20 protein-coding genes and 1 tRNA gene are annotated in these 19,008 nt (G+C 71.6%); 12 read left to right on the top strand and 9 right to left on the bottom strand.

Going from position 1 to position 19,008, the window contains the following annotated elements; all coding sequences use genetic code 11:
* Positions 1 to 3: 3 nt before the first annotated feature.
* Positions 4 to 1,443 (bottom strand): NAD(P)-dependent oxidoreductase, encoded by a 1,440-nt coding sequence (locus MWM08_RS00730; protein WP_244457558.1) that lies wholly within the window; start codon positions 1,441 to 1,443, stop codon positions 4 to 6.
* Between the two features lie 209 nt (positions 1,444 to 1,652).
* Complete coding sequence (locus tag MWM08_RS00725; RefSeq protein WP_244457557.1) at positions 1,653 to 2,600, bottom strand: complex I NDUFA9 subunit family protein; 948 nt, start codon at positions 2,598 to 2,600, stop codon at positions 1,653 to 1,655.
* A gap of 149 nt (positions 2,601 to 2,749) precedes the next feature.
* On the opposite strand from MWM08_RS00725, the gene MWM08_RS00720 reads away from it, so the two are divergent.
* Positions 2,750 to 2,836: transfer RNA gene (locus tag MWM08_RS00720), tRNA-Leu, on the top strand.
* 109 nt (positions 2,837 to 2,945) lie between these two features.
* Here MWM08_RS00720 and MWM08_RS00715 read toward each other — a convergent pair.
* Complete coding sequence (locus tag MWM08_RS00715) at positions 2,946 to 3,422, bottom strand: YybH family protein (protein WP_244457556.1); 477 nt, start codon at positions 3,420 to 3,422, stop codon at positions 2,946 to 2,948.
* Positions 3,423 to 3,633: 211 nt separating this feature from the next.
* Here MWM08_RS00715 and MWM08_RS00710 point away from each other — a divergent pair, with 211 nt between their 5' ends.
* The 7 genes from MWM08_RS00710 (at position 3,634) to hpf (ending at position 10,293) form a co-directional block, all read left to right on the top strand.
* Positions 3,634 to 4,290, top strand: coding sequence for a ribonuclease D (locus MWM08_RS00710; protein WP_244457555.1), 657 nt, complete (start codon positions 3,634 to 3,636; stop codon positions 4,288 to 4,290).
* 248 nt (positions 4,291 to 4,538) lie between these two features.
* A complete protein-coding gene (locus MWM08_RS00705; protein WP_244457554.1) occupies positions 4,539 to 5,522 on the top strand; it encodes a KpsF/GutQ family sugar-phosphate isomerase in 984 nt (327 codons plus the stop codon).
* Between the two features lies 1 nt (position 5,523).
* Positions 5,524 to 6,225 (top strand): LPS export ABC transporter periplasmic protein LptC, encoded by a 702-nt coding sequence (lptC, locus tag MWM08_RS00700; protein ID WP_244457553.1) that lies wholly within the window; start codon positions 5,524 to 5,526, stop codon positions 6,223 to 6,225.
* Positions 6,225 to 7,145: an LptA/OstA family protein gene (locus tag MWM08_RS00695; protein ID WP_244457552.1), complete on the top strand. Its 921-nt coding sequence runs from the start codon at positions 6,225 to 6,227 to the stop codon at positions 7,143 to 7,145. Before lptC ends, MWM08_RS00695 begins: the two co-directional genes overlap by 1 nt.
* Complete coding sequence (lptB, locus tag MWM08_RS00690; protein ID WP_244457551.1) at positions 7,142 to 7,897, top strand: LPS export ABC transporter ATP-binding protein; 756 nt, start codon at positions 7,142 to 7,144, stop codon at positions 7,895 to 7,897. The genes MWM08_RS00695 and lptB overlap by 4 nt, the downstream gene beginning before the upstream one ends.
* 224 nt (positions 7,898 to 8,121) lie before the next feature.
* On the top strand, positions 8,122 to 9,597 hold the full coding sequence (rpoN, locus tag MWM08_RS00685; RefSeq protein ID WP_244457550.1) for an RNA polymerase factor sigma-54: 1,476 nt from the start codon (positions 8,122 to 8,124) through the stop codon (positions 9,595 to 9,597).
* A gap of 102 nt (positions 9,598 to 9,699) precedes the next feature.
* Complete coding sequence (gene hpf, locus MWM08_RS00680; protein ID WP_244457549.1) at positions 9,700 to 10,293, top strand: ribosome hibernation-promoting factor, HPF/YfiA family; 594 nt, start codon at positions 9,700 to 9,702, stop codon at positions 10,291 to 10,293.
* A 165-nt stretch (positions 10,294 to 10,458) separates the two neighbouring features.
* Here the strand turns inward: hpf and MWM08_RS00675 are convergent, their stop codons facing one another.
* Positions 10,459 to 11,520 (bottom strand): glycosyltransferase family 61 protein, encoded by a 1,062-nt coding sequence (locus tag MWM08_RS00675; protein WP_244457548.1) that lies wholly within the window; start codon positions 11,518 to 11,520, stop codon positions 10,459 to 10,461.
* Positions 11,521 to 11,767: 247 nt separating this feature from the next.
* Here MWM08_RS00675 and MWM08_RS00670 point away from each other — a divergent pair, with 247 nt between their 5' ends.
* The gene (locus MWM08_RS00670) at positions 11,768 to 12,529 is read left to right on the top strand and encodes a sulfotransferase domain-containing protein (RefSeq protein ID WP_244457547.1); all 762 of its coding nucleotides are present in this window, start codon (positions 11,768 to 11,770) and stop codon (positions 12,527 to 12,529) included.
* Between the two features lie 67 nt (positions 12,530 to 12,596).
* Here MWM08_RS00670 and MWM08_RS00665 read toward each other — a convergent pair whose 3' ends face one another.
* From MWM08_RS00665 to MWM08_RS00655, 3 genes are all read right to left on the bottom strand, one after another.
* Positions 12,597 to 12,851 carry a DUF1150 domain-containing protein gene (locus MWM08_RS00665; protein WP_244457546.1) on the bottom strand — a complete coding sequence of 85 codons (255 nt, stop codon included), beginning with the start codon at positions 12,849 to 12,851 and terminating at the stop codon, positions 12,597 to 12,599.
* Positions 12,852 to 12,932: 81 nt separating this feature from the next.
* Positions 12,933 to 13,328, bottom strand: coding sequence for an Hsp20 family protein (locus tag MWM08_RS00660; protein ID WP_244460039.1), 396 nt, complete (start codon positions 13,326 to 13,328; stop codon positions 12,933 to 12,935).
* A 182-nt stretch (positions 13,329 to 13,510) separates the two neighbouring features.
* Positions 13,511 to 14,455 (bottom strand): glycosyltransferase family 61 protein, encoded by a 945-nt coding sequence (locus MWM08_RS00655; protein ID WP_244457545.1) that lies wholly within the window; start codon positions 14,453 to 14,455, stop codon positions 13,511 to 13,513.
* 448 nt (positions 14,456 to 14,903) lie between these two features.
* Here MWM08_RS00655 and def point away from each other — a divergent pair, with 448 nt between their 5' ends.
* The 3 genes from def to truA all read left to right on the top strand — a co-directional run bounded on the left by def (position 14,904) and on the right by truA (position 17,219).
* Positions 14,904 to 15,431 carry a peptide deformylase gene (gene def / locus MWM08_RS00650; RefSeq protein ID WP_244457544.1) on the top strand — a complete coding sequence of 176 codons (528 nt, stop codon included), beginning with the start codon at positions 14,904 to 14,906 and terminating at the stop codon, positions 15,429 to 15,431.
* Positions 15,432 to 15,552: 121 nt separating this feature from the next.
* Positions 15,553 to 16,458 (top strand): methionyl-tRNA formyltransferase, encoded by a 906-nt coding sequence (fmt, locus tag MWM08_RS00645; protein ID WP_244457543.1) that lies wholly within the window; start codon positions 15,553 to 15,555, stop codon positions 16,456 to 16,458.
* A complete protein-coding gene (gene truA, locus MWM08_RS00640) occupies positions 16,458 to 17,219 on the top strand; it encodes a tRNA pseudouridine(38-40) synthase TruA (protein ID WP_244457542.1) in 762 nt (253 codons plus the stop codon). Before fmt ends, truA begins: the two co-directional genes overlap by 1 nt.
* A 66-nt stretch (positions 17,220 to 17,285) precedes the next feature.
* Here truA and MWM08_RS00635 read toward each other — a convergent pair whose 3' ends face one another.
* Entirely contained in the window at positions 17,286 to 17,765 is a 480-nt protein-coding gene (locus tag MWM08_RS00635) for a hypothetical protein (protein ID WP_244457541.1), read from the bottom strand.
* 83 nt (positions 17,766 to 17,848) lie between these two features.
* Positions 17,849 to 19,000, bottom strand: coding sequence for a succinyl-diaminopimelate desuccinylase (dapE, locus tag MWM08_RS00630; protein ID WP_244457540.1), 1,152 nt, complete (start codon positions 18,998 to 19,000; stop codon positions 17,849 to 17,851).
* Between the last annotated feature and the right edge of the window lie 8 nt (positions 19,001 to 19,008).

Below are 19,008 nucleotides of genomic sequence, written 5' to 3'. Positions count from 1 at the left end.
CTCTCACTCCGCCGCGATGGCCGGGGTCGCGGCCCGGGCCTGGATGAAGCCATGGATCTGGTCGGCTGCGTCGCGCCCGTCGCGGATGCCCCACACCACCAGCGATGCCCCGCGCACGATGTCACCCGCCGCGAACACGCCCGGCAGCCCCGTCATCATGGTGCGGTGGTCGACCTTCAGCGTGCCCCAGCGCGTCACGGGCAGGGCGGGTTCGTTGAAAGCCGTCGGCAGGTCCTCGGGGTCGAAGCCGAGCGCCTTGATCACCAGGTCGGCCTTCAGCGCGAAGCCGGCATTGGCGATGGGTTCCACCTGCTGGCGGCCGGTCGCGTCGGACAGGCCCAGATGCATGCGCTGCGCGCGCACGCCCTCGACCTTGCCCTCGCCGGTGAAGGCCTCCGGCGCCGCCAGCCATTCGAAGCGCACGCCTTCTTCCTCGGCGTTCTTCACCTCGCGCATCGACCCCGGCATGTTCGCCTTGTCGCGGCGGTACAGGCAGGTGACCGAGGCCGCGCCCTGACGCACCGCGGTGCGCACGCAATCCATCGCGGTGTCGCCGCCGCCGACCACGACCACGTGCTTGCCCGCGGCATCCAGTGCGCCGGAGTCGAACGCCGGCACGTCGTCGCCAAGCCCCTTGCGGTTCGACGCAATCAGGTAGTCGAGCGCCGGCACCACGCCATCCAGCCCGGCCCCCGGGCAGGCGATGTCGCGCGCCTTGTAGACGCCGGTCGCGACGAGCACGGCATCGTGCTTCTGGCGCAGTTCGTCGAGCGTGATGTCGCGCCCGACCACCGTGTTCAGGCGGAACTGGATCCCGCCCATCACATATTGCTGCCAGCGGCGAACCACGACCTCCTTCTCGAGCTTGAAGTTCGGGATGCCATAGATCATCAGCCCGCCGGCGCGGTCGTGGCGGTCGTAGACCGTGACCTGGTAGCCCATGACGCGCAGCCGTTCCGCCGCCGCCATGCCGGCCGGACCGGCGCCGATGATGCCGACCGACTGCGGGCGTTCGCGCACCGGCGTCGGCGGCTTGACCCAGCCTTTCTCCCACGCCGTGTCGGTGATGTACTTCTCGACCGCGCCGATCGTGACGCTCTCGAAGCCCTTCTCGATCACGCAATTGCCTTCGCAGAGGCGATCCTGCGGGCAGACGCGGCCGCAGATCTCGGGGAAGGTGTTGGTGGCCGCGGCGACCTCGTAGGCTTCCTCGAGCCGGCCTTCGGCGGTCAGCTTCAGCCAATCCGGGATGTTGTTGTTGAGCGGGCAATGCACCTGGCAGAACGGCACGCCGCACTGCGAACAGCGCGACGCCTGGGCACCGGCGGCCTCCTGCGCGAAGGCCTGGTACACCTCGCCCCAATCTGCCCGGCGCTCGCCAGCGTCGCGCTTGTCCGGCTGCCGCTGCTGGAGGCGGACGAACTGGAGCATCTTCTCGGCCATGCGAACCCCCGCGGCGAAACACCCCGGGCGCAGGCGCGCATGATCCGTGATCGGATACCGGGCGGCGGGTCACATACGGCAAGCTTAAGCCCCGCGCGAGTCCTTTCTGCGCCGTTAGGGCAGTTTTCGTGTCCTATTTTCGCGCCACCGCCCCAACCCGGTCATCATTCTTCACCTTCGGACCGCACATTAGGTCCAATATGGACCTATCAAGCCGGCGACATCCGCCGCGACCCGCCCGGGCGGTAGCGCGCCAGGTAGGCCGGGGCGATCGCCTCAGCCGCCTTGGCCGAAATGCCGAGCTCGACCAGCGTCAGCGCGCCCTCCGCCACCAGATTGTCCCGGCCGAGCAGGATCAACTGGTCCCGCGTGATCGGCGGCGTCGGCAGCATCTCCCCGATACGGGCCTGGAATTCGACCAGCTTCGGCGGCATGTCCACCAGCCGGCGACGGCGCCCGGTGTGCTCCAGCACGAATTCCAGGACCTCGCGCATCGACATCGCGCGCGGGCCGCCGAGTTCGTAGGTGCGCCCGGCCGCATCCTCGCGGTCGATCGCCGCCATCACCGCGTCGGCCACGTCGCCGACATAGACCGGCTGGAACTTCGTCTCGCCGGAGACCACCGGCATGAAGGGCAGCACCTGCGCGAGACCGGCAAAGCGGTTGAAGAACTGGTCCTCGGGCCCGAACACGACAGACGGGCGCAGGATCGTGGCGGTCGGGAAGGCGGCCAGCACCGCGGCCTCGCCCTCGGCCTTGGTTCGGGCGTACAGGCTCTCGCTGCCCGCATCGGCGCCGATCGCCGACAGGTGCACGAGCCGCTTCGCCCCGGCCAGCGCGGCCAGCCGCGCGACGCGCCCCGCGCCCTCGGCCTGGATGCGCTGGAAGTCGCCAGGCTTCTTCTCGAACAGGATGCCGACCAGGTTCACCACCACCGTCGCGCCCGACACCGCCCGCGCCACGGAGGCATCGTCGGTGATGCTGGCCGGGACTGGCACCACCTGGCCCACGCCGCCCAGGGTGCGCAGCTTCCCCGCGCGTTCGGTGTCGCGCCCCGCGACGCGCACGATGTAGCCGGCGGCCGCCAGGCGCTGCACCACGTGCCGGCCGATGAAGCCGGCGCCGCCGAAGACCGTCGCTACCCGACGCGCACCCATGCCACACCCCATTCGCTTGCGTGCCGGACCATATGGGGATGGTCCTGGCACGCCAAGGCAGGGTGGCGCGAGCCACGCGCCGAGGCGGCTTGACGACCCGTGCGCCGGCGCGTAAGTCCCCGGCCCTCGCCGCAAGGCGCCGGCCCCCTGCCCAGGTGGCGGAATTGGTAGACGCGCTGGCTTCAGGTGCCAGTGACCGCAAGGTCGTGAAGGTTCGAGTCCTTTCCTGGGCACCAGTTTTTCCCGCGCGACGACGCCGGCGTGGCGGTCACCCCGTCTCCAGACCCCGTTCGCCTACAGTGCCCGTCGCACGCCACAACCGTGGCATGCCGCAGCGCGGCGCAGCTACTCCGGCGGCGGCGCGAAGATCTGCGCGGTCTCCGCGACGATCCGCCACGCGCCGCCGACCCGGCGCAGATACACCATCGACAGCACGCGGCGACCGCGGGAATGGGCGTCCTGCGGGGCCGCATCGACGTGCCAGACCCAGGTCAGCACGCCACGGTCCGAATCCCCGTCGAGATTGGCGTTCATCAGGCGCAGCGGCGGCTGGCCGGCCGCCAGGTTGCGCGCCAGCGTCTCGCGGATGCTGCCGCGCCCGGCCAGCACTCCGCCCTGCGGGGTGAGCACCACGCCATCCTCGGCATAAAGGTCGAGCACGCGCTCGACGTCGCGGGCCTCGAGCGCCTCCTGGAACTGGCGCACGAACGCGCTCGGCGTGGGCGCGGCGGTGGCCACGCCGCTGCCGGCCGCCAGCCAGGCCACGGCCACCAGTCGCGCCAAGCGAGGGACGCGCCGCGGCAGCTCGAATGCAGTCATCATGGTCCTCTCGCGCGGCGCCGCGGGCGCTGGCCATGGTGCATTGACGTCGAAACGATGGACAAGCCACCACCGGTTGCAGGCGGCGAGCGCCGCAGGCCCGCCGCGGCTTGCCTCCGGCAGGCGCGCGCCGTAAGACCCGCGCGCTTCCGGCGGTCCAGCCGGTCCTGGCGCGGCCGCCCGGCCCCGCCGCAGACGAGGCTTGGCGCATCCCGTGGGCACCACCCTGTTCACCCATGCCGGCGTGACGATCCGCCTGCATCGCAACGACCTGCCAGACGGGCTCGATTTCGGCCGCATGGTCGCGATCGATACCGAGACCATGGGCCTGAATCCGCATCGCGACCGGCTCTGCCTGGTGCAGCTTTCCTCCGGCGACGGCAGCGCCCACCTGGTGCAGCTGATCCCCGAGAGCCTCGGCGGGCAGGGCTTCGCCGCGCCCAACCTGAAGAAGCTGCTGGCCGACCCGGCCGTGACCAAGCTGTTCCATTTCGCCCGCTTCGACGTGGCGGTGCTGTGGCACTGCCTGGGCGTGACCACCGCACCGGTGGTCTGCACCAAGGTCGCGGCCAAGCTGGTGCGCACCTTCACGGACCGGCACGGGCTGAAGGATCTGTGCCGCGAATTGCTGGGCGTGGACCTGTCCAAGCAGCAGCAGACCTCGGACTGGGGTGCGCCGGAACTGACGCCCGAGCAGCTGGCCTATGCCGCGTCCGACGTGCTGCACCTGCATGCGTTGTGGGCAAAGCTCGAAGCGCTGCTCAAGCGCGAGGGGCGGATGGATCTGGCCGAGGCCTGCTTCCGCTTCCTGCCGGCGCGCGGCAAGCTCGACCTGCTGGGCTACGAGGATCCCGACATCCTGAGCCACTGAATACGGTGCCCTCTGACGCCGGGCGCCCGCATGCGCGGGCTCGCCCCGCGCGCCGGGCACTCGTGCGTTGAGGGCGCCGGATGGTCTGGGCGCGGTCGCGCTCCGCGCTCCCGGATCGCGCCGGCGCACGACCAGCCCCGTGGGCCGACTGGTGTAGGGGTTCACCGGGCAGCCGCCGTGGCACGGTTCTTGATTGTCAATGTCTCAGTTTTGTTGACCCATGGCGGCCGGCGCACCATACAGGCGCCGTGAACGCTCCGACCCTGCATCCCGACATCGCCGAGGCGCGCCGCGTCCTGGCCCTGGAATCCGAGGCGCTGACGGCCCTGTCCGACAGCCTCGACGACCGCTTCGCGCAGGCGGTCTCGCGGCTTGCCGCGGCGACCGGGCGCGTCGTCGTCTCCGGCATGGGCAAGTCCGGCCATGTGGCGCGCAAGATCGCCGCGACCATGGCCTCCACCGGCACGCCTGCGCTGTTCGTGCACCCGGCCGAGGCCTCGCACGGCGACCTCGGCATGATCGTGGCGGGGGATGCGGTACTGGCCCTGTCCAATTCCGGCGAAACTCCCGAACTCGCCGACCTGATCGGTCACGCCAAGCGCTTCGGCCTGCCGCTGGTGGGCATCATCGGCCGCGCCGAGAGCACGCTGGCGCGCGCGGCCGATGTCGCCCTGGTGCTGCCCGCCGCGCCCGAGGCCTGCCCGATGGGCCTCGCCCCCACCACCTCCACCACCATGCAGCTTGCACTGGGCGATGCCATCGCGGTGGCGCTGCTGACGCGGCGCGGCTTCACCGCCGCCGATTTCCGCGTGTTCCACCCGGGCGGCAAGCTGGGTGCGCGCCTGTCCCGCGTGCGGGACCTGATGCATGGCCCGGCCGAGCTGCCGCTCGCGCCGCCCGAGACGCCGATGGATGCGGCGATCGTCGCGATGACCGCGCGCCGCTTCGGCTGCCTGGGCGTGGTCGCCGCCGATGGCCGGCTGCTCGGCATCATCACCGACGGCGACCTGCGCCGCGCGCTCGAGACCGGCGGCGGCGCCACGCTGATGTCGCGCAGCGCCGGCGAGGTGATGACCCGCGCCCCGCGCACCGTGCGCCCCGAGACGCTCGCCGCCGAAGCGCTGCACGAGATGAACACGCGCGCCATCACGGCGCTGTTCGTCCTGGACGAGGCCGGGCGCCCCGTCGGCATCCTGCACATCCATGACCTGCTTCGCGCGGGAGTCGCGTGAGATGAGCACGCGCGAGGACCCGCGCGCCCCGCCCCCTGTACCGCTGCACGCTTCCGCGCCGGTGGCGCCGCGCCGCATGCTGGCCCCGTCGCGCGGTCGCTGGACGCCGTCGGCCGCGCAGATCGCGCGGCGGCGCCTGACGGTCCGCCTGGCGAAGTTCCTGTTCCCGATCCTGGGCGTCGGTCTGCTCGTGGGCATCGCCGTGTGGCCCGAGATCGGCCGCATGGAGGACAATGCCCGCGTGTCCTTCCGGCGCGTCATCCAGGCGCAGCCGGATGCGGTGCGGCTGGTCGAACCCCGCTACCAGGGCCTCGACGAACAGAACCGACCCTTCACCGTTACCGCCGACGTCGCGGCGCAGACCGATGCGCCCGACATCGTCGACCTGGCACAGCCGCGGGCCGACATCCTGCTGACCGACGGGTCCTGGGTCCTGCTGGAGTCCCGCGAGGGGCGCTTCGACAAGGCGCGCAACCGGCTCGACCTCAGCGGCGACGTCACGCTCTGGCAGGACGGCGGCAACATGCTCGTGACCTCGACGGCGGAGGTGCAGCTGCAGGAAGGCGCGGCCTCGGGCGACAGCCCGGTGGCGGCGCAAGGCCCCTTCGGCACGCTGGTGAGCGAGGGCTTCCGCCTGACCGAGCGCGGCCAGGTCGTGGTGTTCACCGGTCGCGCACGGGCCATCCTGGAGGGCGGGCAGTGATGCGCGCCGGCATCGCGCTGGCCGCGCTGCTGCTGGCCGGTGGCGCCGTCGCGCAGGGCATCGACCTCAGCCAGGGCGGGCCGGTCGAGGTCACCTCGAATGACGGCATCGAATGGCGCCAGGCCGAGCAGGTGATCGTCGCGCGCGGCCAGGCGCGGGCCACGCGCGGCGGCGTGACCGTGGAATCGGACCGGTTGATCGCGCGCTATCGCCCACGCGGCGCGGCCACCGCCGCGACCCCCCGCGCGCCCGCCGAAGGGCCGGCCGGCGGCGGCGAGATCTGGCGGCTCGAGGCCGAGGGCAACGTGGTCATCACCACTGCCACCGACCGCGCCGAGGGCGACCGCGCCGTCTACGACATGGACCAGGCGGTGATGGTGCTCACCGGGCAGAACCTGCGCCTGGTGAACCCCGACAACACGCTGACGGCACGCGACAGCATCGAATACTGGTCGGCGCGGCGCATGGCGGTGGCGCGCGGCAATGCGGTGGTGGTCACCGCCGACGGGCGGCGCGTGCGCGCCGACACGCTGGTCGCGTATTTCGCCGAGACGCCCGCCGCGGGTGCGGCACCGCGGCCGCAGACCGTCGCCGCGCCCGGCAGCCCCGCGCCCTCGAGCCTTGAGCGCGTCGAGGCCTTCGGCAATGTCGAGATCCGCACGGCGGAGGAAGTCGTGCGCGGGGATCGGGGCGTCTACAGCCCGAATACCGGCATCGCGCGGCTGCTGGGAAATGTGCGCATCACGCGGGGGGACAACACGCTGTCAGGCCAGGAAGCGATCGTGAACATGCAGACCGGCGTGGCGCGGCTGGTCTCGGCACCAGGCGCGCGGGTGCAGGGGCTGGTGGTGCCGCAAGGGGCGCAAACGGGCGGCCAGGGCCTGCCCGGCGCTTCGCCGCAGCAGGACACGCCGCGATGAGCGAGGCACTGCGCGTGGTGGACGGAGCCGGCGGCACACTGGTCGCGAAGGGGCTGGGCAAGCGCTACAAGAAGCGGCCCGTCGTGCGCAACGTGTCGATCTCGGTGAAGCGGGGCGAGGCGGTCGGGCTGCTCGGCCCCAACGGCGCCGGCAAGACCACCACCTTCTACATGATCACCGGCCTGGTGCAGCCCGACGAGGGCCAGGTGCTGATGGATGGTCACGACGTGACGTCGCTGCCGATGTACCGGCGCGCGCGCCTCGGCCTGGGCTACCTTCCGCAGGAAGCGTCGATCTTCCGCGGCCTGAACGTCGAGGACAACATCCGCGCCGCGCTGGAAGTGGTCGAGCCCGTGCGCGACCGGCGCGAGCAGATGCTCGACAGCCTGCTGGCGGAATTCGGCATCTCCCACCTGCGGCGCGCGCCGGCGCTGGCGCTGTCGGGCGGCGAACGCCGTCGCTGCGAGATAGCCCGCGCGCTGGCCACGCACCCCGCCTATATCCTGCTGGACGAACCGCTGGCGGGCATCGACCCGATCGCGGTGGGGGAAATCCGCGACCTGGTGAAGCACCTCAAGGACCGCGGCATCGGCGTGCTGATCACCGACCACAATGTGCGCGAGACGCTCGAGATCATCGACCGCGCGTATATCCTGCACGACGGCCAGGTGCTGATGGAGGGCAGCCCGCGCGACATCGTCGCGCATGAAGGGGTGCGCCGTGTCTACCTGGGCGAAAGGTTCAGCCTCTAGAGCGCATGGCGTTCACAAGGGCTCACCTCATGCGCTCCAGATCATTGTTCCTGCGAGCATCCGTACCCGCCCAAACGACGACGTTTGAGCGGGCGATGCTCTAGCCTGCCCGTCATGCATGTCGCCGCCACACCGGGCGCCCGCCGCGGCGCCGCCGCGACGCGCAGATGGCCGGGCCTGACGGTGCCGGCGGGGCGCGGCGCGTCGCGGCAAGGGGCCGGCTGATGGCGCTCGGCCCGCGCCTCGACCTGCGATACGCGCAGCAGCTGGTGATGACGCCGCAGCTGCGCCAGGCGATCAAGCTGCTGCAATCCTCCAACCTGGAAGTGACCGCCTTCGTCGAGGAGGAACTCGAGCGCAACCCGCTGCTCGAGCGCGACGACCGCGTGCTGCCCGGCCCGGATGCCGGCCGCGCCACCGACCCGTTGCCCGCGGCACACGAGGCGCCCGACGCCGCCGCGGCTGCCTCCTCGGACGTGCTGCCGAGTGAAGCTGCCGCACCGCTCGATGCCGCATGGGACAATGTCTACGACGCCGGCACGCCGCACATGGGTGCCGGAGGCCGCGCGGATTTCGATGACGAGCTGTCGGGCATCGATGCCATGGCCGCGCCCGGCAAGACGCTGCGCGAACATATCGGCGAGCAGCTACGCCTGACCTTCCGCACCCCGGCCGAGCGCATGATCGCGGGCAACCTGCTCGCGCTGGTCGACCCCGCGGGGCGGCTTGCGGTGCCGGATGCCACCATCGCCGCGGCACTCGGCTGCGACGAATCGCTGGTCACCGCCGTGCGCCGGCGCATGCAGCGCTTCGATCCGGTGGGCATGTTCTGCGCCGACCTGCGCGAATGCCTGGCGGTGCAGCTGCAGGACCGCAACCGCTACGATCCGGCCATGGCCGCGCTGCTCGACAACCTCGACCTGCTCGCACGGCGCGACCTGCGCGGGCTGCAGCGCGTGTGCGGCGTGGACGCCGAGGACATGGCCGAGATGGTGGCCGAGCTGAAGCGGCTCGACCCCAAGCCGGGCGCCAGCTTCGACGCCCCGCCGGCCGTCACCCTGGTGCCCGACGTGCTGATGCGCCGCGGCCCGGCCGACGACTGGATCATCGAGCTGAACCCAGAAACCCTGCCCCGCGTGCTGATCAACCGCGGCTTCCACGCCCGCGCGGTGGTGGGGGCGAAGTCGCGCGACGAGAAGGCCTGGGTGGCCGAACGCTTCCAGACCGCGTCGTGGCTGGTGAAGTCGCTCGAACAACGCGCCAACACCATCCTGAAGGTGGCGGCCGAGATCGTGCGCCGGCAGGACGGCTTCTTCCGGCACGGGGTGGCGCATCTGCGCCCGCTGATCCTGCGCAACGTGGCGGAGGAGGTCGGCATGCACGAGAGCACCGTGTCCCGCGTGACGTCCAACAAGGCGATCGCGACGCCGCGCGGCACCTTCGAGCTCAAGTATTTCTTCACCACCGCCATCGCGGGCACCGCGGGAGGCGATTCCGTGAGCGCGGAGGCCGTGCGCCACCGCATCAAGTCGATGGTCGAGGCGGAGGGGATCGACGATATCCTGTCCGATGATGCGATCGTGGAGCGTCTTCGCGCGGAAGGCGTGGACATTGCCCGCCGGACCGTGGCCAAATACCGCGACGCGCTGCGCATACCATCATCGGTGCAGCGCAAACGGGAGAAGGCCGTCCCGGCCTGATCCGACCCAGCCTGTGCAGGCCCGCGCGGAGGATGCGGACCTGGCGATACGGTCGCCACGGGGCGGCCCCTCCCCTTCACTGAAGAAGGAGGGCACAGCCCCATGCATGTCACGGTCGCAGGCAAACAGGTGGAAACCGGCGAAGCGCTGAAGGTCCATGTGCGCGATGGCCTCGATGCCATCACGCGCAAGTATTTCGACCACGCGCTGGAAGCCAACGTCACGTTCCACCGGTCTCGAGCGCATTTCGCCTGTGACATCAACCTCAAGGCAGGGCGCGGCCTGACCATGCGGGCCGAGGGCGAAGGCCCCGACGCGCATCGCGCCTTCGACGAGGCCGCCGAGCACCTGGCCAAGCGCCTGCGCCGCTACCGCCGCCGCATGAATGAACATGCCCGCTCCGCCGCGCCGGAGCGCGAGGTCGCGGCCGAACCGCCGGCCGGGCGCGAACGCGTGCTGCAGGCGATCGAGGACGAAGAGGAGGCCCCCGCCACCGCCAACGGCGCCGACCACGGCGCGATCATCGCCGAGCACCCAGCCGCGATCGACCTGCTGACGGTGGGCGAGGCGGTGATGCGCATGGACCTCGCGCATGTGCCGGTGCTGATGTTCCGCAACAAGGCCACGCGCGCACTGAACGTGGTGTACCGGCGCGGCGACGGGAATGTTGGCTGGATCGACCCTGGCGGCGGCTGACCCGCCGGGCCGGCGCGGCGCCCCGCGCGGGCGCCGCGCTAACCATTCTGGCAGTCGCACGCGCGACGCATGGGCAGGCCAAACGGCCGACGGCATGCGGCTCGCTCGGCGTGCAGCCGCGAGACCGAGGCTGCGCGGAGGCGTCCGGCGCAGCCGCCGACAGGATCAGTCCGCGTCGATGCTGCGCAGCAGCGGCGCGATCCGCACATTCCAGCGACGGCGCTCCTCCTGGTCGCCGGATTCGAGCCAGACGGTGTGGTGGTGGCCGAAGATGCGCGACAGGCGCGTCATGGCGATGCGCGCCGGCTGCATGCCGATGGCGGCGGGAAAGATCTCGGTCACGTGGCAGCCGGGTGCGGCGAAGATCAGGTGGGTGAGGCCCGCGCCGTGCGGGGCCACGATGTGGCGCGCGGCGCGCACCAGCGCGATCTGCCGGGCGAGCGGCAGGCGCGCCATGGCGACAGACTGGAAGCCGCGGCTTTCGAGCGACTTCTCGAGCACCGCCTCGTTGCCCATCGGCCGGCGGGGCGAATCGTCCCGGCTGATGTAGAGTTTGTCCGAGGGCGGCGGATCGGCCGCGGCATCGCAGGACCGCTGCACCATGCGGTCGAACATCGCTGCATGCATGTTCCGGAACGCCAGCGACCAGACCCCGATCGACATCACGTGCAGGCGGCGGACGCGGATCGCGTCCCCCACTGGCACCACCGAGAAGGCCGGGCGCGACGCGAGTGCCAGGCTTTCCAGCACGAAGCGCGGCGCATCCATGCTCATGGCGATGGGCATGGGCGGCTGCTCGGCATCCAGGCACCAGCTGAGGGAGGGCAGCGTCTCGGCTATCCAGTGGAAGAAGTTGCGATTGGCTTCGCCGCCGCGGGCATAGGCGAGGTCGTCCACGACTGGTGCGGCGGCCATGGCGCGCAGTGACTCCGGTGTCAGCGGGATAGGGGACCGGCGCACCAGCTTGCCCTCGGCGTCCCAGATCTGGCCGTGCCGGTTGATGAAGACATCCTCAAGCACCGTGCCCGTCGGCGCGGCGCTGTTGTGCACGAAGCGATCGAAGCGGCGCAGCAGCTGCTGGAAGGCGGTGGTGACCTCGGGCGGCACGTCGGGGGCGGAGATCAGGCGGGTCGGCGGCCCAGGCAGCGGCGAGAGGGGCATGAACCCGACAGTCGCGGCCACGAGCGGCAGGTCAGGCCTCGGCGGCAGCGTGCTGTCGGGGGTCACCGCGCGACCTGCCCGGCCATCATGATTGTCGGAACCCCAGGGTGCATCCCGCCCTCCGTGCGCCTGTGCCGCGCAAGCCGCGCGCTGCGCCCGCGGTCATGCAACGACGCGCTGTTGACAGCAACCGGCGATATGCGTGTATCGGCGCGACAGGTTCGTCCGGGCGCATGGTGGAGCGGTCCGCCGTCGCCCTCCGCGCACTGCCTCGGGCAGGCTGCGCAAGCTGCAGGGCCCGCCGGGAAGCATCATGGAACCGCCAGTCGCCGAAGCCCCCACCATCATCCGGCCTGCCGGCGGCGTGTCGCCGCGCATGCTGGTGGGCACCTTCCACAAGACTGGCACGATCCTGATGCGCGGCATCACGGCCCGGGTCGCCGCGGCCTGCGGCCTGACCTACTGGGCGCCGGGCATGGGCGCGATACCGGAGGACTGGAACCTCCTGTTCCACGTCAACTCCAATTTCGGACGCGAGATCCTGGCCGCGCGCCACCCGACGGCGATCGTGGTGCGCGACCCGCGCGACGTCATCATCAGCGCGGCGCATTACCACTGCACCCAGGCGCTGCCCGGCGATGCCTGGCTGCATGTGCCGGATGCCGCGCTGGACGGGCGCACCTACAACCAGCACATCAGCGCCCTGCCAAACGACGATGAACGCTATATTTTCGAGATGGAGAACAAATCCGCCGACACCATCCGGCGGATGCTGCGCTTCCCGCGCCACCATCCGAACGTCATGGTCGTGAAGCTCGAGGACCTGGTGACCGACTACGAGCTAGAGGCCTATCGGCGGATGTTCACCTGGCTGGGCGTGCCTGCGGAACAGATGCAGCAGGCGCTCGAGATCGCCCGGTCGCGCAGCCTGTTCGCCGGGGCGGGCGAGGGTTCCGCGCATGTGCGCAGCGGGCAGCCGGAGCAATGGCGCACGCGATTCTCGCCCCGGGTGCTCGCAGCCTTCGAGGACCGCTTTCCCGGCGCCGCCCTGGATCTGGGCTACCCGCCGAGCTGAGCGTCTCGGCTTGAGACCGGCGGCGGCCCTGCACGCCAGGTGCCGGGCCGTCGCACGGGCCGCGTGGTCAGTGCACCAGCGCCGCCCCCATCCCGTGCTGCAGGATCGCCGCGGTCGCGAGGTCGATGCTGGGTGCCGCGCCGATCGGCGTGCCATCAGCGGCATGGATCGCGATGGCCGCCTGGCCATTCACCACCACCGGCCGCACATAGGCGATGCGCTGCGCCCCATAGCGCGCCCAGTCGAGCGGCGAGAGACGCTTCAGGTCCGCCGCGGCCAGCGCCTGGTCCTGCGGCAGGTCGGTATCGTCGTGTTCGGTCATGTCTACTGCTCCTGTGCCGCGCCGTCCCGATGGGCCCGTGCGGCGTTGGCCGGCCCGTTCGGGCCCGGCGGGGAAAGGCGGTCAGCCGCGGTCCGGGCGGCCATCCATGATGGTGGTGGGGCCGTTGGTTCGCGCGCCGATGCGGATGGTCTTCACCCGCGTCTCGGGCTGCGGGCGCTTGAGGTCGAGGTGCAGCAGCCCGTTGTCGAGCCACGCCCCTTCCACCTCCATGCCCTCGGCGAGCACGAAGGCGCGCTGGAACTGGCGCGCGGCGATACCACGGTGCAGGAAGACGCGGCCCTCGCTGTCATCCTTCTGGCGGCCGCGGATCACCAGCTGGTTGTCCTCCTGCGTGATCTGCAGGTCGTCCATGGCGAAGCCGGCGACAGCCAGCGTGATGCGCAGGCGGTTCTCGTCGGTCTGTTCGATGTTGTAGGGCGGGTAGCCGTCGGCGTTCTTGCCGACCCGGTCGAGCATCTGCTCGAGGTGGTCGAAGCCGAGGAACAAAGGCGATCCGAAAAGCGACTGGCGCGACACCGAAGCGGGCCTCCTCATCCGAGAGCGAAGCGGGTGGCGGGACCCGAAGCACCCCGCCGACAATGGATTTTGGCCGGGCGGGGTGCGGTTGCAAGGGGGGGCTGGCCGGGTCCCACCAAGCGTCACTCGGCATCGACGAGTCGGCGCAGCAACGGTTGGATCGATATGTTCCAGGTATCGCCCGGCGACAGTCCGCGCCCGCCAACCTCCGACGGCCCGGGTTCGAGCCACGTGATGTGCCGATGCCCAAAGACGCGCGAGAGGCGCATCATCGCCATGCGAGACGCCTCCATGCCGATTGAGGCGGGAAAGATCTCGATCACGCGGCAGCCGGGCTGCGCGAAGATGAGGTGGGTGAGCCCGGCTCCGTGCAGCGCGACGATGTGCCGCGCGCGCCGAATTGTCGCGATCTGCGCCACGAGGGACATTGCGCCCAGTGCCACCGCCCGGTAGCCGCGCTGCGTCAGGGCCGCCGCGAGCATCTTCTCGTTGAGGGCCGGGCGGCGCGCGCTGTCGGCCCGGGTGATGAAGATCCGGTCGCCCTGCGGCAGGTCAGGCACCGCCGCCACGGCGCGGTCGACCATGCGTTCGAACATCGCGGCGTGAGCCTCACGATGGAGCAGCGACCAGACGCCGATGGGCACCGTGTGCAGCCGCCGCACCCTCAGCGCATCGCCAAGCCGCACCACCGAGAAGCCCTCGCGCGCCGCCAGCAACAGGCTTTCGAGAACGAAGCGCGGCGGGTGCGGCATGATGCCGATGGGCATCTGCGGCGGCGCGTTGGGATCGAGCACCCGCGCGATGGACGGCAACGATTCCGCCATCCAGTGGAAGAAGTTGCGCTGAGCCTCGCCGCCGCGGGCATAGGCCAAGTCGTCCACCAGCGGCGCATACGCCATGGCGCGCGCGGACTCCTCCGGCAGCGGCCACGCCCCGCCGCGCAGCATGGTGCCCGCGGCGGTCCAGACCTGGCCGTGACTGTTGCAGAAGACATCCTCCAGCACCGCTGGTTCGGCGGGCCGACTGAACGAGGAATGCCAGTCGAAGCGCCGGGCGCGGCGCCGCATGTTGGTGAGGATCTCCTCAGGCAACCCCGGCGCCGGTACGATCCGCGTCGGAGGGCCGGCAAGCGGCACTCTGCCAGGCGCGGCCGGCGGCGATCCTTCGGCGTGGGCCGCGTCAGCCGCGGTCGCGCCGTCCGTCATCGGTCGTTGGCCGCGCTGCGTCGCGGCGCCGACGCATCTGGCGCACGCCCATGCCAAGTCGCCTGATCGCCGCAGCGTAGCGGCCTTGAGCGGCGCGCGTCGTGGCCGGCGTTCACGCCGTTCGGGCCGCGATGATCGAAGCCGGCGAGCAAGGGCAGACCCAAGAGCGGCTGGCACAACACCGGAGCAGGGCCTCCTTCATCGCCAGCGGAGCGGGCGCGGCGGCCCTCGGGACCCGGCTGGCGGCAGACTTTGGCCGGCTGCCGCGCGGTTGCAAGGGGGGGCGGCGAGGGCTATGCGCCCGCCTGCCATGACCGACGCCCCCACGATGCCGATCCTGCTGGTGCCCGATGCGCGGCTGCGCGCCAAGGCGAAGCCGGTCGGCCCTGCCGACGCCGACCGCGTGCGCGCGCTGGCACCGCGCATGCTGGCCGCCATGTATGCCGCGCCGGGGATCGGCCTGGCCGCCCCGCAGGTGGGCGAATTGCTGCGCCTGGTGGTGATCGACCTGCAGAAGGATGAGCAGCCCAACCCGATCGTGCTGGTGAACCCCGAGATCGTCGCCGCCAGCCGCGATGTCGCGACGCGCGAGGAAGGCTGCCTGTCCCTGCCCGGCCAATATGCCGACGTCACGCGCCCGGCCCAGGTGCGCGTGCGCTACCACGACCTGGAGGGCGCGCGCCGCGAGATCGAGGGCGAGGGCCTGATGTCCGCCTGCCTGCAGCACGAGATCGACCACCTCGATGGCGTGCTGTTCGTCGACTACCTTTCGGCGCTGAAGCGCAACATGCTGCTGCGGCGCCTCGCGAAGGACCTCAAGTCGAAGCAGCGGGACTGAGAGCCGTCATGACCGACCGGCACCGGCCCGCACCCCCACCCGGCTACCCATCCCAGGATACTGATGTGGCTGGCCCGGCGGGCGTGCGGGCCCATGCCGGCCAGGCGAGGCACTGACCCCGATGCGCATCGCCTTCATGGGCAGTCCCGATTTCGCGGTGCCGGCATTGCGGGCGCTGCACGCCGCGGGGCACGACATCGCCGCGGTGTATTGCCAGCCGCCCCGTCCGGCCGGGCGCGGCCAGCGCGAGACGCCCTGCCCGGTGCATCGCGCGGCGCTCGAACTCGGCCTGCCAGTGCGCACGCCCGCGCGGCTGAAGCGTGATGCGGCAGGGCACGAAGCCTTCGCGGCGCTGGACCTCGATGCCGCGGTGGTCGCCGCCTATGGCCTGATCCTGCCGCGGGCCATGCTGGATGCGCCGCGCCGCGGCTGCATCAACATCCATGCCTCGTTGCTGCCGCGCTGGCGCGGCGCGGCGCCGATCCATGCCGCCATCCTGGCCGGCGATGCGCAAACCGGCATCACCATCATGCGCATGGAGGAAGGGCTCGACACCGGCCCCATGCTGTTGGCGGAAGCGCTGCCCATCCCGCCCGACGCCACGGTCGGCGCGCTGCACGATGCGCTGGCGGCGCAGGGCGCGCGCCTGGTGGTGCGCGCCCTGGCCGAGGCCCCACCGGCAGTGCCGCAGCCCGCGGCCGGCGTGACCTATGCGCCGAAGCTCACCAAGGCCGATGGCAGGCTGGACTGGACGACCGATGCCGCGACGCTGGAACGCCGCGTACGCGCGCTGAACCCCTGGCCCGGCACCTATTTCGACCATGGTGGCGAACAGGTGCGCGTGCTGGCTGCGCGCGTGGAGCCCGGCACCGGCGCGCCCGGTACGCTGCTGGACGATGCCGCGCTGGTCGCGACCGGCGCCGGCGGGCTGCGGCTGCTGCGTCTGCAACGCCCCGGCCGCGCCGCGCAGGATGCCGATGCCTTCCTACGCGGCTTCGCGCTGCCGCATGGGGCGATGCTCGGCTGATGTCCGCCTTCGCATTGCTGGTGGAATACGACGGCGCGCCCTTCGTGGGCTGGCAGCGGCAATCCACGGGCCTGTCGATACAGCAGGTGATCGAAGAAGCGGCCGCGCACCTGAATGGCGGGGAACCGCCGCTGGCCACCGCCGCCGGCCGCACCGATGCCGGCGTGCATGCGGAAGCGCAGGTCGTGCAGGTCGAGATCGGCGCCGACCTGCCGGCGGATCGTGTGCGCGACGCGCTGAACTTCCACGCCCGGCCGCATCCGGTCGTGGTGCGGTCGGCCATCGCGGTCGCGCCCGGCTGGTCGCCGCGCTTCGACGCCACCGGGCGCGCCTATCGCTACCGCATCCTGAACCGCCGCGCGCGACCGGCGCTGGATTTCGGCCGCGTGTGGCACGTGCAGCGGCCGCTCGATGCCGGGGCCATGCACCGCGCGGCGCAGGGGCTGCTCGGGCGGCATGACTTCTCGGCCTATCGCGCGGCGTCCTGCCAGGCGAAGTCGCCGCTGCGCACGCTGGACCGGCTGGACGTGGCACGGCTGGCGGATGAGGTGGTGATCGTGGCCGAGGCGCGGTCCTTCCTGCACCACCAGGTACGCAACCTGGTCGGCACCCTTGCCGAGGTCGGCATGGGCCGCCGCCCGGAAACCTGGCCGCGCGCGGTGCTGGACGGGCGCGACCGCGCCCGCGCCGGCCAGACCGCACCGCCCGAGGGGCTGACGCTGACCGCCGTGCGCTACGACCCGCCGATCGACTGGGTCTGAGTGACTGTCTGATGAGCGCGGCATCGCCCCCGCGCGATGATTCACCTGGCGACGCCGCCGGCCGGATCAGCCCACCCCGAGCCGGACCACCAGCCCCGACAGGAACACCGCGATCGCCAGGTCCAACGCCACGAAGGCCGCCGCGCGCAACCCGTTCACCCCCAGGGCCGCGCGCGCGGTGAACCACTGCAGCCACAGCGCATAGCCGACCGCGATCAGGCCCAGCGCCTCCATGGCGATGCCCGACACGCCGAGCACCCCGGGCAGCGCCAGCACCCCGAGCACGACGTACTGCACCAGGTTCACCCAGTTCCACGCCGCCACCAGGCGCGGCCACAGCGCGCGCCGGCCCATCGCCTCGCACAGCGGCAGGGACGCCAGCGCGAAGCCCGCCCAGGAACAGACATAGGCGATCATATCCGCCGTGAGTCCGCGCAGCGTCTCGCCGCCGGCGAGCCCGCGCAGCATCAGGAAGAAGGGCAGGCACAGCAGCGCCGCGACGAAGGATGCACGCGCCTCGGCCGGCGTGGGCGCGAAGGCCAGCACGCCCACCGCCCGCCCGCGGGCGAGCAGCAGCGCGCCCGCAATGCCGCGCAGGATCGGCCCGGCCGGCGGGGGCTGGGGTGCGCTCAGCCGAGCACCTCGTGCAGGATGGCGCAGTAGGTCGCGGCCAGGCGGCGCAGTTCGTCCACCGGCGCGTGTTCGTTCACCTGGTGCAGGGACGCACCCACCGCGCCGAATTCCGCGACGGGGCAATACCGCGCGATGAAGCGCGCATCGGAGGTCCCGCCACCGGTATCGAGCGCTGGTGTCACGCCGGTGCTGCGCGCGATGGCGCGCGAGAGCGCATCCACGAAGGGGCCGGGGCGGGTGAGGAAGCTCTCGCCCGAGCATTCCGCCGTCATCTCGTAGCGGCAGCCGGACGCCTGCAAGGCCGCATGCAGGCGCTGCGTCAGCCCGGCACTGTCGTGCAGGTCGTTGAAGCGGATGTTCAGCATGGCCCGCGCGGTGGCCGGGATGACGTTGGACGCCGTGTTGCCCACGTCGAAGCCGGTGACCTGCAGCGTGGTGGGCGGGAAGAACTCGCTGCCATGGTCAAGTGGTGCGGCCAGCAACGGCCCCAGCGCCGCGACCAGCCGATGGATCGGGTTGTCGGCCAGGGCCGGATAGGCGCTGTGCCCCTGCTTGCCGTGCACCGCGATGCGCGCCGTCAGGCTGCCGCGCCGGCCGATCTTGATGGTGTCGCCGAGCGCGGCCTTGCTGGTCGGCTCGCCGACCAGCGCCATGTCGGGGACCTGACCATTCGCCTGCATCCATTCGAGCACGCGCGCGGTGCCATCGACCGACCGCGCTTCCTCGTCGCCGGTGATGAGCAGGGAAATCGAGCCGGGATGATCCGGGCGTTCGGCCAGGTAGTCCGCCAGCCCCGCGACGAAGGCCGCGATCCCGCCCTTCATGTCGCAGGCGCCGCGGCCGAACAGCACCCCGTCGCGGACCTCGCCGGAAAACGGATCATCGGTCCAGGCCGCGACATCGCCCGGCGGCACCACGTCGGTGTGGCCCGCGTAGCAGAGGTGCGGGCCGGACGTGCCGCGCCGCGCGAACAGGTTGTCGACCCGGTAGTCCTCCGGCCCGTACACCAGCCGCGTGCAGGCGAAGCCGAGCGGTTCCAGCGCACGCTGGACGACATCGAGCGCGCCGTCATTGGCCGGTGTCACCGACCGGCAGCGGATCAGGGCCTGTGCCAGCGGGATCGGATCGGTCGCGACGCGCTGCGTCATGTCGCCGC

This window comes from Roseomonas fluvialis (genome assembly GCF_022846615.1).
GTDB classification, from domain to species: domain Bacteria; phylum Pseudomonadota; class Alphaproteobacteria; order Acetobacterales; family Acetobacteraceae; genus Neoroseomonas; species Neoroseomonas fluvialis.
Note: the sequence above shows the minus strand (reverse complement) of the source record. Positions and strands in the feature narration are given on the sequence as shown.

Bases quoted from the DNA above. Each gene is read 5' to 3' on its own strand.
- rpoN (WP_244457550.1), top strand. From the start codon at position 8,122: ATGGCGCTCGGCCCGCGCCTCGACCTGCGATACGCGCAGCAGCTGGTG.
- fmt (WP_244457543.1), top strand. From the start codon at position 15,553: ATGCGCATCGCCTTCATGGGCAGTCCCGATTTCGCGGTGCCGGCATTG.
- MWM08_RS00730 (WP_244457558.1), bottom strand. From the start codon at position 1,443: ATGGCCGAGAAGATGCTCCAGTTCGTCCGCCTCCAGCAGCGGCAGCCG.
- lptC (WP_244457553.1), top strand. From the start codon at position 5,524: ATGAGCACGCGCGAGGACCCGCGCGCCCCGCCCCCTGTACCGCTGCAC.
- MWM08_RS00665 (WP_244457546.1), bottom strand. From the start codon at position 12,851: ATGACCGAACACGACGATACCGACCTGCCGCAGGACCAGGCGCTGGCC.
- def (WP_244457544.1), top strand. From the start codon at position 14,904: ATGACCGACGCCCCCACGATGCCGATCCTGCTGGTGCCCGATGCGCGG.
- MWM08_RS00715 (WP_244457556.1), bottom strand. From the start codon at position 3,422: ATGATGACTGCATTCGAGCTGCCGCGGCGCGTCCCTCGCTTGGCGCGA.
- MWM08_RS00655 (WP_244457545.1), bottom strand. From the start codon at position 14,455: ATGCGGCGCCGCGCCCGGCGCTTCGACTGGCATTCCTCGTTCAGTCGG.
- truA (WP_244457542.1), top strand. From the start codon at position 16,458: ATGTCCGCCTTCGCATTGCTGGTGGAATACGACGGCGCGCCCTTCGTG.
- MWM08_RS00660 (WP_244460039.1), bottom strand. From the start codon at position 13,328: ATGCTCGACCGGGTCGGCAAGAACGCCGACGGCTACCCGCCCTACAAC.
- hpf (WP_244457549.1), top strand. From the start codon at position 9,700: ATGCATGTCACGGTCGCAGGCAAACAGGTGGAAACCGGCGAAGCGCTG.
- lptB (WP_244457551.1), top strand. From the start codon at position 7,142: ATGAGCGAGGCACTGCGCGTGGTGGACGGAGCCGGCGGCACACTGGTC.
- dapE (WP_244457540.1), bottom strand. From the start codon at position 19,000: ATGACGCAGCGCGTCGCGACCGATCCGATCCCGCTGGCACAGGCCCTG.
- MWM08_RS00695 (WP_244457552.1), top strand. From the start codon at position 6,225: ATGCGCGCCGGCATCGCGCTGGCCGCGCTGCTGCTGGCCGGTGGCGCC.
- MWM08_RS00725 (WP_244457557.1), bottom strand. From the start codon at position 2,600: ATGGGTGCGCGTCGGGTAGCGACGGTCTTCGGCGGCGCCGGCTTCATC.
- MWM08_RS00670 (WP_244457547.1), top strand. From the start codon at position 11,768: ATGGAACCGCCAGTCGCCGAAGCCCCCACCATCATCCGGCCTGCCGGC.